This window comes from Brevinema andersonii, assembly GCF_900112165.1.
GTDB classification, from domain to species: domain Bacteria; phylum Spirochaetota; class Brevinematia; order Brevinematales; family Brevinemataceae; genus Brevinema; species Brevinema andersonii.
In genome coordinates, this window is record NZ_FOKY01000027.1 from 1 (window position 1) to 12,991 (window position 12,991).

15 protein-coding genes are annotated in these 12,991 nt (G+C 32.2%); 6 read left to right on the forward strand and 9 right to left on the reverse strand.

The genetic code is table 11. From position 1 onward, the window contains the following. Positions 1–1,011 precede the first annotated feature (1,011 nt). Both BM018_RS07165 and BM018_RS07170 read left to right on the forward strand, forming a co-directional pair. Positions 1,012–3,207 carry a glycosyltransferase gene (locus BM018_RS07165; RefSeq protein ID WP_143280473.1) on the forward strand — a complete coding sequence of 732 codons (2,196 nt, stop codon included), beginning with the start codon at positions 1,012–1,014 and terminating at the stop codon, positions 3,205–3,207. A 143-nt stretch (positions 3,208–3,350) separates the two neighbouring features. Next, on the forward strand, positions 3,351–4,319 hold the full coding sequence (locus BM018_RS07170) for a glycosyltransferase family 32 protein (RefSeq protein ID WP_092320076.1): 969 nt from the start codon (positions 3,351–3,353) through the stop codon (positions 4,317–4,319). Between the two features lie 322 nt (positions 4,320–4,641). On the opposite strand, the gene BM018_RS07175 is transcribed toward BM018_RS07170, so the two are convergent. Continuing rightward, positions 4,642–4,926: a hypothetical protein gene (locus tag BM018_RS07175; protein ID WP_092320078.1), complete on the reverse strand. Its 285-nt coding sequence runs from the start codon at positions 4,924–4,926 to the stop codon at positions 4,642–4,644. Positions 4,927–5,846: 920 nt separating this feature from the next. Next, positions 5,847–6,758: an alpha/beta hydrolase gene (locus tag BM018_RS07185; RefSeq protein ID WP_092320082.1), complete on the reverse strand. Its 912-nt coding sequence runs from the start codon at positions 6,756–6,758 to the stop codon at positions 5,847–5,849. A 187-nt stretch (positions 6,759–6,945) separates the two neighbouring features. Between BM018_RS07185 and BM018_RS07190 the strand changes: the two genes are divergently transcribed. The 4 genes from BM018_RS07190 to xseB all read left to right on the forward strand — a co-directional run bounded on the left by BM018_RS07190 (position 6,946) and on the right by xseB (position 9,997). Next, a complete protein-coding gene (locus tag BM018_RS07190; RefSeq protein WP_092320084.1) occupies positions 6,946–8,610 on the forward strand; it encodes an FAD-binding protein in 1,665 nt (554 codons plus the stop codon). A gap of 89 nt (positions 8,611–8,699) precedes the next feature. Further along, entirely contained in the window at positions 8,700–8,921 is a 222-nt protein-coding gene (locus tag BM018_RS07195) for a DNA-directed RNA polymerase subunit omega (protein WP_092320086.1), read from the forward strand. After that, the gene (gene miaA, locus BM018_RS07200) at positions 8,899–9,807 is read left to right on the forward strand and encodes a tRNA (adenosine(37)-N6)-dimethylallyltransferase MiaA (protein WP_092320088.1); all 909 of its coding nucleotides are present in this window, start codon (positions 8,899–8,901) and stop codon (positions 9,805–9,807) included. The genes BM018_RS07195 and miaA overlap by 23 nt, the downstream gene beginning before the upstream one ends. 7 nt (positions 9,808–9,814) lie before the next feature. Continuing rightward, entirely contained in the window at positions 9,815–9,997 is a 183-nt protein-coding gene (gene xseB / locus BM018_RS07205; RefSeq protein WP_092320090.1) for an exodeoxyribonuclease VII small subunit, read from the forward strand. 235 nt (positions 9,998–10,232) lie between these two features. On the opposite strand, the gene BM018_RS07210 is transcribed toward xseB, so the two are convergent. The 7 genes from BM018_RS07210 to BM018_RS07240 all read right to left on the reverse strand — a co-directional run bounded on the left by BM018_RS07210 (position 10,233) and on the right by BM018_RS07240 (position 12,633). Next, positions 10,233–10,445, reverse strand: a complete 213-nt coding sequence (locus tag BM018_RS07210; RefSeq protein ID WP_092320092.1) for a hypothetical protein — start codon at positions 10,443–10,445, stop codon at positions 10,233–10,235. A gap of 4 nt (positions 10,446–10,449) precedes the next feature. Beyond that, positions 10,450–10,653 carry a hypothetical protein gene (locus tag BM018_RS07215; RefSeq protein ID WP_092320094.1) on the reverse strand — a complete coding sequence of 68 codons (204 nt, stop codon included), beginning with the start codon at positions 10,651–10,653 and terminating at the stop codon, positions 10,450–10,452. A 127-nt stretch (positions 10,654–10,780) separates the two neighbouring features. Next, positions 10,781–11,026, reverse strand: coding sequence for a hypothetical protein (locus BM018_RS07220; protein ID WP_143280474.1), 246 nt, complete (start codon positions 11,024–11,026; stop codon positions 10,781–10,783). Positions 11,027–11,087: 61 nt separating this feature from the next. Then, positions 11,088–11,258, reverse strand: a complete 171-nt coding sequence (locus BM018_RS07920; RefSeq protein ID WP_159428240.1) for a hypothetical protein — start codon at positions 11,256–11,258, stop codon at positions 11,088–11,090. Between the two features lie 32 nt (positions 11,259–11,290). After that, a complete protein-coding gene (locus BM018_RS08220) occupies positions 11,291–11,812 on the reverse strand; it encodes an efflux RND transporter permease subunit (protein WP_092320100.1) in 522 nt (173 codons plus the stop codon). Position 11,813: 1 nt separating this feature from the next. Next, positions 11,814–12,224, reverse strand: a complete 411-nt coding sequence (locus tag BM018_RS08225; protein ID WP_092320102.1) for an efflux RND transporter permease subunit — start codon at positions 12,222–12,224, stop codon at positions 11,814–11,816. Then, complete coding sequence (locus tag BM018_RS07240; protein WP_092320104.1) at positions 12,181–12,633, reverse strand: efflux RND transporter permease subunit; 453 nt, start codon at positions 12,631–12,633, stop codon at positions 12,181–12,183. The genes BM018_RS08225 and BM018_RS07240 overlap by 44 nt, the downstream gene beginning before the upstream one ends. Positions 12,634–12,991: the final 358 nt, after the last annotated feature.

Sequence of the window (12,991 nt, forward strand, 5' to 3'; positions counted from 1 at the left end):
ATAGTATAAAAAAACTTGACAAATTTTAATTTTTATTTTCAAAAACTGCAAAACTAAATGTTATATGACAAAAAGTCTCAAACTAAACTTTACATAAATCTCATACTAAACTTCACATGACAATGACAACAGTGATCTTTCCCACCAGTTTGTATTAGTAATAACATGCTTAGCAGAACTTCTAGAAGAAGTTGGGAGAATCACCATGCATTGTATTTGAAATCTATCCGATTGAATTTCCTTGTTGAGTATCATTGTTGATAGCATCGAACCATTAGAGCGTTTGTTGGAGAAAAACTTCAGTATCTTGCCTTGGTAAAGCTAGACTCTGATATATATCGTTATAGTGGTATAAGATTCATGTTCCTCTGGAAGTAAATGACCATCCGGAGAGATGCTAATAGGTAAATAATCGTTTTTAGATGAATTAAGATACCAGAGAAGGATGGAGTGCAAATTGGAAAGAAAAGGAGTGGTAAATGTTTGAGTATTATTCATTTGAGGTTCAGAATCCCTGACTGAGGATCATCGAATGGGAATCGGAACTTGAGCAGCTTGACTATACCTTCAGCTTTCGTAAAGTGTTGCTATAGCACTATGCATATATAGAAGATTCTACAAAATACTCAATATTTCCTTGCCATTGTAGGCAAAGAGAAAAGCTTAAAATTTCTTATCGGATCGTCAATTAAAAAAAGCTCAATAATTTTTTTAGATATTTTGCAGATCTTTTCATCATTTCTTTAACTTTTCATTATATCTCTAGTATTATATAAATATATAATAAACTGAAAAAATATGGAGTTAACTATTTATTATTTTTAATTTATTTACGAAGTTTTATGTATTTTGATTCTGATCAAACAAAATGTATTGAGTTTAATAAAATTTAGCCTACATAATAATTTCTGCTCTATTCAAAGACATTCACAAATTTAATAATCTTTTTTATAATGTCCAATATTACGATAGATAAAAATAAGTGCTTATCTATTGTCTAGGAGAGCATGTTTGAAACCGAAAATATCAATTATAATTCCTACATATAATACGGAAAATTTTCTTTCAGATTGCTTAAATTCCTGTGTTAACCAAAAATCAGCAAATTATGAAATTATCATTGTTGATAATAATTCCACCGATCACACTTTAAAAGTTACCGAAAAATTCACACAAAAATATCCTTTTATCAATATCATCAAACATAAAAAAAACCTTGGTCTTGTTCAATCTCGGATCACAGGTGCAAAGGCAGCTGTCGGAGAATATCTCATGTATATTGATTCAGATGACTATCTAATCTCAGATTATGCTTTAAATAAACTATCTCATATCATTAATAAAACTAAGGCAGATATTATCCAGTTTGGCATTGAACATGAATGGCAAGAATGGTTCACTCCATTATCACTATCCCTTATTTCCAAACTAGAGCTTCAGTCTTTGTATTTTCATAACGAAATAGGCTGTTCAACATTATGGAGCCGCCTGATAAAAAGAGACCTTTACTTAAAATCGATCTCCCAAATACCAGAAAATATCAATATTTCACAAAGTGAAGATATACTACAAATGCCGATTATTATGGAAAACGCTGCTTCTTACATTGGCATAAAAAATAAACTATATTGTTTTCGGACTAGACAGTACAGCACCCAACAAGGTCATTATTCTTTTTCTCGGCTTATCAAGACATTAAAAAACGATAAAATTATTTTAGATATTCTTAAAAATGAATTAATATCAGAACATTATCATTCAGTAGTTCATGCTTTATGTCATCACAACTTAGACAATTTAATATCGGCTCTTGATACAGACCCGCATAATTCCAATTCCTTAGTTCTTGAACTATTTCAAGAAACTTTCACTATAGAAATCATTCTTGAACAGTTATACAAATACTCTCTCTATCAGAATATTCCGCTTATGGCTTACTTATGGAAAAATAGTGTTTTCCCTGATGCCATCGCCACATCACAAAAAAAATTAGGGCTTATTACTGATAATTTGTACTTAGGCGGTGCTGAACGGGTATATTCTATTCTTATAAAAGAAATGGTTGATAGAAAATGGGAGATTGCCGTATTTACAAAAACAGGTATTCATCATCGTGATTTCCCAATTCCCCATAATATCCAGCGCACAACAGTAGGTACCAATATCAAACAATGGATAGAATTTATTAAAAACAGTACTATTGGTGTGTTTCTTGTTCATGACGAAGATGATCCTATTTCTATCAACTATCTTCTTATATTTTGTTTAAAAATGTTTGGAAAAAAAGTTATTGTATTCAATCACTGTGATCATTTTCACTTTACTAAAGTATCTTGTCTGCATGCTCAAGCTTTGATTAATACCATCAGAACTGCAATGTTTGCCAAGCTTGATACAATTTGCATGCTTTTACCTTACAATATAGAATATTTTAATCTTCTAGGATTTTCTAACGTATTTCTTATAAACAATCCACTTACTTTTGACCTCGAGAATGTTACTCCTTCATTATGTGAAGAGCCCTACATAATATGGTGCGGACGTTTTGTACACGAAAAAAGAATATTGGAATTCTTACAAGTCATCCCGCAAGCTCTATTTTCGCTGCCTGAAAATACAAAAATCATCATTTTGGGAGACGGACCCTTAAAAGAAGAAGTAGATCACTTTATTTCTGCAAACAATTTAGAAGATCATGTCATTTTGCCGGAGTTTGTAGATCCGGAGTCTTACTATCAAAAAGCTTCATTGCATGTCATGACTTCTGTTTCAGAAAGCTTTTCTATGGTGCTCACAGAAACAAAAGCTCACGGTATTCCAACAGTCATGTTCGAGCTTCCGAGCATTTCCTTAGCAAACACAAAAGGAATAATCTCAGTTCCTCAAGGCAATATTTCCTTATTAGCCCAAAAAATTATTGAACTTATCAATAATCCCACCACCCTAAAACAACTAGGATATGAAGCACGAGAATCCTTAGAAGAATTTCAAACAACAAAAACAATAGATCAATGGGAAAACATTATTCAAGCTACTATTAATAATAAAGTCTCAGAAATATCCTACCATTTTTATTCATCTGATATTAAAAATAGAGAATATTTAATGAAATTCATTAGTGAAAAATTTATTAATCAAATTTCTTACTCTTTAATAGAACCTCACGATCAATCACTTATCATATTCGCCAAGTATTCAAAAAATTGAAAAACAAACTAATCCCCCCCCCCCCCCCCTCACAGAAAGTTTTTTCATAAGGTATTGTACCAATCGATTCACGGAATCCTATGGATAATAGGCTCATCTTACAAATACTTGAGACAAGCTTATCATAATATTAAGGAATAAAAATGAATAAAATATTACATCGAATTTACTTTGGTTTTGATAAAAAACCTGATATATATACCAATTATCTCCAAACTTGGAAAAAAGAATTACCTGATTATCAGATTATGCATTGGAATGCTGACAATCTGCCTATTGACGCAAATAATTATACAAAAGCTCTATATCAAGAAAAAGATCATGCTTTTTTAAGTGATTATTTTCGTTGGTGGGTCCTCAAGGAACACAGTGGAATCTATCTTGATGCAGATATTGAAATCATTAACGGCCACTTCTTTAATGAACTTGTTGAAAAATTAGCCAATTCGCCAGATTACCATTCTTTTTTAGGAGTAGAAATCTCCGATTACCAAACATATACAGCTCATTCGGTTGCGTGTAAAAAACAATCTCCCCTTGCGGAATTTATGTGCAGTATTTATGAAAACATGCATTATTTCCGTTATTGGAGGAAAAAAGCTTATATGATCGCCACTAAATTAATACATTTATACTTTATCCACCACGGATACACACAAAACGATGGGTGGCTCCCCGCTTCTGAAAATAAAGTCTACGCTGGGGTAAAAATTTATCCTAAAGATTTTTTTTCACCTTTATCTATTGGCACTAGGTACTTTCACGAAGACAAAAACAAATACGAAAACATTTGGTATGCAGAAGACCACTCTGATAACTCATGCTTATGCCATCATTATAGTAATCCTTATACAGATATATTGCAATTAAATGAAAGACAAAACATCTATTATAGCGATTATCTTAAAATCAGGGATGAAGATCTTAAGAAATACAAATATAAGAAAATCACCTCAACATCGCTAAAAGACAAAATTCGAAATTATTTTCTTCAACGAGGCATGCACACAGAATGGCAACAGATAAAAAATCTTGCTTCATTTAATCCTTTAAAAATATTAATAAAATACATTGAGAGAGAGAGAGAGAGAGAGAGAGAGAGAGAGAGTTGATCTTTTCATAAAAAATTTTGAGATATAAATACATTGCTAATATGCAGAAGCAAATTATAATAAAAATATTGAACAGTTAATAAATAATATCCTTTCAGCATAAATAACATGCCTCATCACCAACTCTAGTTTATGCTTATCTTCTTAAATCTAAAAAATCTATTGATCTTATATCTACATAAACCAACAAAATATGCTTTTCCCAAAAAAGCATATCTTCTAATAACGATATATCATCTATTGTCTATATTTAGTTCGCAACTTTTCAACTATTTTATAAATAAAAGAGCTTTTCAAATAGTTAGGAATTTTATCAAAAATTTTAATAAATATATTTTTTCTCTAATGAAGAATTGATCTCTTTATCTTTTGGTATTTGGTGAGGTAATGATATCCAATCCCTCAATGCATTTTGTGATTTCTCTTCTAGAACATATGAGGACTCATTTTGCTTATCAGCTAGTGGTATAAAATTATTAATATATGAGTTATACACAATAGAATATAAATACTCATCTGAAATTTCTTTAATAGAATTAAATATCGATTGCTCAAAAGACATTTGATGATGTTCTGTAAATCCAAGTTGTAACTCTATTTCTGACACATGATGATAATCCGTTAAAAATTTTTTTACAATTTTTGCCTACTCGAAAAACATAATTTTGAGAGTTTTCATAAAAATCAACAACATAAATCTCTTTATAACCATACAGACTGCTGTATAAAGTGCATAGGCTCCTGAAGTTGCATGAGGATAGAAAGAATTGATAAAATAACTCAGCCTATCCTGAATATCGGGATAAGCTTGAAATAATTTATTAACTATTTTTACATAGAGACAGCGCATTATTTCCTAAATTTTTATGGCCTTAAAATGACAATACATTTTATTGTATTATCCCTCCCCCATGTCAAGTTTTTATATCTTTTTGTTCTACTTAATTAACAAAACAAGGTTAAAATAATAATAGTCTTGACATAACTTTTTATTTATTCTACAATTATCTTAGCTACTTCTTTACTTCAATAAAAATGCTCGCCTCATATTAATATATTGCCGTGCCCTCAGATCTGTAAATCGCCTGCAGCGGTTTGTACGTTTTCTGGGTACGGTATACTTTTAACATATCAAAGCAAAGAAGTAGCAACGTACAGCCCTGCAGTTTTTAGTTATTTTCTACTAAATAGTTTTAGATAACGATCTTACCATTGCTTGATCTTTCTAAAAATACAATTTTGCAAACATTCTATTTGAATTCAAAATCAAATACAACTTATTCCACATGGGTTCGGATTGAAATAAAAATATCAAAGCCTATATTGCTTAAAATCTCCTAGTTAATTCCTAAAATATACATTCTAGAATATATATTTTTGATGCTATTATTTAGAAATCCCTGTCTACGATAATTTGTCTAAAATTATCTCTAAGCACTAAATTCAGGGTGCAGTTTTCTTTCGTCAGCACAATAACTTTGCCTCATATATTTTTCAAAATATTTGTATCTAAACTTTGCTGCAACATTATCCTATAGAACCAATAAATTCATTCAATGCTTTAAATAATTCTAATTTTGTAGGCTTATAGTTTAATAATTGATGTCGGTATCCGTAAGGTTCTTCCGATTTTGATGTATCAAATACTTTTTCAACAACAGTTACAGAAGAAACAGACTGAGCAATTTTTTCCATATTTGAAAAATTAACCATAGTATCCCCTTTTTCATAAGCAAGAAATAAAGGCTGATGAATCTCGCGAAGCCGTGGTAACATTTTTTTGAGCCCTAATTTGAACGTATGCAACGTAAGGGGATAAAAAATACCTTCCGCATCACAAATATTTTCTACAGCAAGCCGCTCATCAGAAGTATCTGTTTTTTCTTTGATGCCTTTAGGTACCACAAAATGCAGCAGACCAGAAAAGAAAATACCTATATTTTTCCAATATGAAATATGATTGCCATATAATGAAACCGGAGAGGCAATAATAAATACTCCTTTAATAAAGGGCAAATCCGGAACCAACGCCAAAGTCAAGCTACCACCTTGTGAATGACCACCTAATATCACTGTTTCGTAGCCTTTTGATGCTTCCAGTATTTTTTTGCGGGCAATTGCCAAACTTTCTTTCCATGTCCACGGCCCTATTTGTTCAAGCTCCTCAAGAGTCCGTGCAGATGCAGGAAGCGCAGGCAGATAAACATCCCAACCTTCGCCATTGAATTGTTCGGCAAACTCAACAAACGTCTGAGGTGTAGAATACATGCCGTGCAGACAAATAATTAATTTTTTATTACCTTCTTTTTTATACCACATATCTTTAGTGGCAGCATAATGAAGCTCATCAATATTCTTTCTTACTTTCAGATGGAATAAATCTGTTCCTAAAATCAATCCAAGAATAACTAAAATAATTATTGTGATGATTATATTCATTTTTATCTCCTTAATCAGTATTATAATACGATCTTTTGAAAATTTCAATTGTTCTATTAAATAAAATTCTTATTTGAAAAAATATTTTCCACTGTATAATAATCACATAACTTTTTAACAAGTATGATTTTTTTCAAATGTTTATTATTTTTAATATAGATAAATTTCTTATAAATTGGAGGAAATAATGAAAAAATTTTTGCTTGTATTAGTGCTTTTTGTGGCAGCTTGTGGCCAAAACAAAGTCGAAGGAACAGGAGTTGGATTTAACGGTCCGATTAAAGTTTCTGTTGAATTTGAAAGTAACAAGATCAAGGATATTGTACTTGTATCTGAAGATGAAACCCGTCTTCTAATGTCACGTGCTTTTCCGATTGTCAAAAAGCGCATTATTCAAGAAAACACCCCGGCAGTAGACAGCGCATCCGGAGCTAGTTTTACGTCATTCGGCATTAAAAGCGCTGTTGCTGATGCTTTAAAAAAAGCAAAAAAAGATAGTCCAAAAATCACATTTGATACGAAAAGTTCGCAGACAACCGCTCCTATAGGAGACACTGAAACAGATGTTTTGATCATCGGTGGAGGTCCTGCAGGATTGGCCGCCGCAATAGAAGCACGTAATGCAGGAGTTCAAGTTATTGTCGTCGAAAAGCTTGACATCTTAAGCGGAAACGGTAAATTTGATAAGGATTTCTACGATATGGTGAACACAGAAGCAGAAAAACGTGCCGGAATTACCAGAACTGCTGATGACCTTTATAATGAATTAATAGCACGCAAAACAACCGATACTCCTGCACGCCTTCGCGTATATTCTGAGGGAGCATCAGTGATTGATAAATGGTTGAGAAACTTTGGAATTACTCTGGATTATCTCTATGCAAAACGTTCCTATATGCATTTATCTAATGCTTATGCTGGCGAACATATTCAAGATAATATCGAAAAAGTCGTTCGCGAACTAGGCACTGATATTCGCACTGGTACTAAAGGAGTTGATTTGATCATAGAAAATAATGTAGTTAAAGGAGCTGTGGTACAGCACAAAGATCAAACTTACAAAATTATGGCAAAAGCTGTTATTATTGCAACAGGAGGGTTCTCTGCTAATTCTGAACTCTTAAAAAAATACAGACCAGATTTAGTAGGCTTCTATACATCAAACCAAGAAGGCAATACGGGCGATTTTATTCCAGTATTCGAGAAATACGGTATGGGTCTACGTAATTTAAACGTATTTAACATGTTCCCTTTTACTTATCCCAAAACACGAGCACTTACAGGATCTGACGACTTGCCTGCCGATTTTGTTTTAGTGAACGCAGAAGGTCAGCGCTTTGTCAACGAAAAAGCTTCTCGTGATGATATTGCTAAGGCTATCAAAGCTCAAAAAGGTAGCACCGCATATTATGTTTATGACCAATTTACCAAAGATATCTGCTATCGCCTACAATCACATGAAAAATACGGTTGGGTGTCTAAAGGCCAAACATTAGCAGAACTTGCAGAAAAAATAAAAATTAATCCAGACAATTTTGTTACTACGATGGGAAATTACCGTAAAGCTATTGCAGGAGAGAGTGCTGATCTTATGGGTCGAGCACCATTTGAACGAAATTTTGCAGAAACAGGACCTTATTATGCTATCCCTGTTCGCTCAGCATACCATATGACTCGGGGAGGAGTAACAGCCAACGAAAAAGCACAAGTCTTATATGCAAACGGGAATGTAGTTCCAGGCTTATATGCTGCAGGTGAAGTGACTGATTTTATTGTAGGAGCATATATGGGAGCTTATGTCTTTGGACGCATTGCTGGAGAGCAAGCGGCTCTGTACGTTAAAAATAATTAAATTCATAACGCCAATATATATTGGCGTTTTTATTTGACAATTTTATGCATAATATGATATAATAATGATAAGAAAATTAAGGAGATATCATGCCCTTACCACTAGATGAAATTTTATCAATTAAAGGCAATAAATATGAAGCAACTGTTGCAACTATCAAATACGCTCAAGCACTCTCGAGAGAATATAATGATGTAACAGAAATCCCTATTGGAAAAAATCGTACAGAAAAAGTAACATTACTTGCATTAAGAGAAGTATTAAGCGGAAATATAGAATATAGTTTTGATGACACAAAAAACACAAAATAATAATGCTATTAATGTATTAGCAATTGTTGGGCCAACAGCTGCAGGTAAAAGTGCCCTTGCTATGGAATATGCTTCGTTAGTTAATGGAGAAATTGTTTCTTGTGATTCCGTACAAGTTTATAAATTTTTAGATATTGGTTCAGCAAAACCCAGTATATCTGATCGTCAGAACATTCCACATTATCTTATTGATATACTAAAACCAAATGAGCCCTGTAATGTTGGTTTTTGGAGAGACAAAGCTATTGAATCTGTAACAACTATTAATAATAAAGGAAAAGTTCCTATTATTGTTGGAGGAACAGGTCTTTATTTCAAAGCTCTATATTATGGATTGTTTCAAGAGAATGCTAAAAATGAAGTATATAGAAACTATCTTGAAGAAAAAAGTAAAGCATTAGGATATGATTATCTTTATAAACAATTACAATTAAAAGACCCATTATATGCTCAAAAAATTCATAAAAATGATAAAAAACGTATTATTCGTGCCTTAGAAGCTATTTATGTAACAGAACGCCCATTTTCTGCATTACATAATCAAAATGTTAGACCTTTATGGAATTGGCATTGGATTTACATTAATGATTCTAGAGAAAATATTTATTTCAATATTGAGCAAAGAGTCAATTTAATGATAAAGCAGGGATTGATTGATGAAACAAAAGTATTATTTGACATTTTTGGTCCTTGTTGTGCACTAGACGCTATTGGCTATCGTCATGTAGTATTATTTTTGTTAAACAAACTATCTAAAGATACTATGGTTCAAACTTTAATTAAAGACACTCGTAATTTTGCAAAACGTCAAATTTCTTTATTTAATAATCTACTTAAAGGAAAAAAAATATTAACAGAATCAGAGATTATTCAGCAATTCAAGTAGGAGTAATATGTCTTCTTTTACATCTATGAAAACAGAATTAGAAAAAATTATTGTTCAAATACAACAACAAGATTTACCTTTTGAAGAAATTCAAAAACTATATACTAAAGGGATAAAATTAATTGGTTCATTAGAGGCCGAATTAGAAAAAATAACAGTTATTAATTATATATCAAAAGATAAAAAATAAATTCTATAAAATTTTATAAGCTGTAGTATATTACTGCACTTACAAAAACCAAGCCAAATTATAAAACAACATTTTTCCAGTCAAGAGCTGAAAGAAACATTTGAATAAAAAACGGTGTAAATGACGGATCAACCATATACCCTAACATAATAATTCCTAAAGTTTGAGCATAATAACTAATAACCGAAGTAATGATAGGCATAAGAATAAAAGGACAATTTATATTTAAAATTTTCTATTTCAGGTTTTTGACTAACGGAAGCCGAAATTCTAAGTCCTTATAAAAACTATCTAGCAGCAAATCATAAGAAATGTTCACTCGATTCTTATTCTCTGCTTTTCTGTAAGAAACAGTAAAATTAAGTTCTGGTAGTAATTGATTTTTGGTAACAGCAACAGCATCATTTATATTTGACAGCAAAATTCCTGATCCGATCCAAATTTGCATTTTTCTACAATGACTGTTGAAAAACAAGAGCCCATTCATATTCTTTTTCCGATAACACAGTGTGATCCAAAAATCCCAAATTAGTCCGCGACAGTTTAATATTAAGACAGTCTTCCAATTCTAGGAAATCAAGTTCTAGATTCTTAGTACTTGTTCGGATATAGGATCCAATTTTTCCACCTATACTTGAAATTGCTGAACATGCCATAATGAACGAGCTCCGGCTCTCTGGAGTTGCTGCTGTGTTTGAGCATCCGCGACATCTGGTGCCGAGATGCTTGTCTAATCGCCAAAATACGCCCATCCAAAACCAAACGGTGAAACTTAGTTAATGCTTATAGAATTATACCTTCCAAATATACCTGTTTTTCCCGTTTTGTTTCATCTTTTTCTCTATCTGCTGTTTTTACAATTTTTTTACGCATATTATAAGCAAAACTATTTTTTAACAGTGGTTGTACAATGCTTAGATCAAAATAAGGGATGAAATATTTATCAAGATCAAAAGTGTGTGACATAGTATTCAATTCTGTTTTTGAGCTATCATTTTCGGTATATTGCACTCCTTCTTCTATTTTCATATAAGTTCCCATCGGACAGATAACAGCATCAAAGCCAAATCCATCAGAAGCATTGGTATACTTAACTTGCATATTGGTTGACAAAGGATGCAGACATAGATATCTTATGTAACGGCATGGAACTGCTCGTGATACCATCGGTATACGACCCTTTAATAAAAAACGAACCTCCAAAAGGCGAAAAAGCAATTTTAGCTTTTTCACGAGCCGCTTGAACATCAATACTAATCATTTTAATATCAAATGTATTATACAAATACAAATTTAAAAATCCATTTCGCTGATCACACTTTGGTCCGAAGGAATTGGAGAGTCTTGTGCAAATGCCGGCATTCCAATTAAAAATAACAAAATAAAACTAAATATAGGTGATAAAATTTTTTGAATTTTCATTTTAAATTTCCGCCAAACGTATGTATTAAATAATAAATTCCGAACATGCTGGCTTTTCTTGAATATATGTCCACAATCTTCTTCGAGAATCATGATCAAAACAGGAACTAAAAATAATGTAATTATTGACAAAAACAATATTCCAAACACAATAGTCACAGCAAGCGGCTGCAAATAAAATTCATGCCCGGAAAATCCTAACGCAACCGGCATCACGCCTACTACTGTTGTGATAGTAGTCATCATAATAAAATGCAGACATACTGCTGCTCCTTTGGCTACTGAAGCAATAAAATCACCATCTTCCTTAACGTAAGAGCGTAAAAATTCCAGCATAACAATAGAATCATTAACAATCACTCCCAATAGTGACACTGTTCCGATTATAGCCATATTACTCAGAGGTAGCTGCATAATTAGTCAGTCTGATCACCAAGCACACACTAATAAAAGGAGTCACTGATAAAACAATAATCGTATGGATATAGGAATTGAACAGAAAAATCAGCAACCCGAAAATCAAGACCAATCCTAAAGCAACAGTAATACCTATTTCTTTCATTCTTTTAGCTGTTTCTTCTTTTTCATTTTCAAAATAAGGTGCAGCAGTTAGTTGATTCGTTTTGTTTGCGAATTGTTTTTCTATTTTTGACAATATCGAAAATGTATTATTGGAAAGAACATTAACATTTTGCATTGTATCCAATACTTTGACAGTATATAACCCGTTTTCGGAACGGATTTTTGTACTTTCCTTTTCTTCACTGAAATTTGCTACTTGATTGAGTGCAACAACAGGAAACAATATTAAGATTTTGTAGATTTCCATTTTTGAGAATTTCGCTGCCAGGAATATCAGCTACAGCATTGTGGATTGCTTGATATACTTTACCTAAAGGAATACTTCGTTGAGAGAGTTTTTCGGGATCAACAGCCACGAGATATTGAAAATTTCGTTTCCCTAAAATTGACAATTCCTCAGTATGATTGATCTGGTGCACTGCCGTTTCAGATTCTTTAGTTACTTCCCGTACTTTTATTGGACTTTCTCCTGAAATATGAATCGATATTGCAGGACTATCATTAGGAGTAAACAACCGAAATTCAGGTTTCTGGACCTCATTTGGAAAATCAATCTCATTTACAGCATTTTGGACTTTTTGAAATACATCATTTAAGGTGTCATAATATTCTCGCTTCACAGAAAGAAGCATAAAGCCAACATTTTTTTTTTTGCAATAGCAGAACTCTTTTTTATAGACGAAATAGCATTAATTTTTTCTGGATGGATGTCATGCGAAGTTTGATTTGGCACTTTAAAAGAAATCCCTTTTCCTAAGCAGCAGGCTTATGCATCTGCTGCCAGAAAGAAAGATCCCTCCCTAAAATGCTCCGGGAAGGGATTGTTTATAAGGAGATACTCATTCCATTGTAAAAGAAAAGGATTGCCCATTACAGAATAAGCAAAATCATCGTCATAAGTAATTGGAAATAAAAGGTTTGAAGCTAGCATAATACCTATATATCAGCAAAAACAATATATACCATTTAACTGTATTAATTTTCATAGAG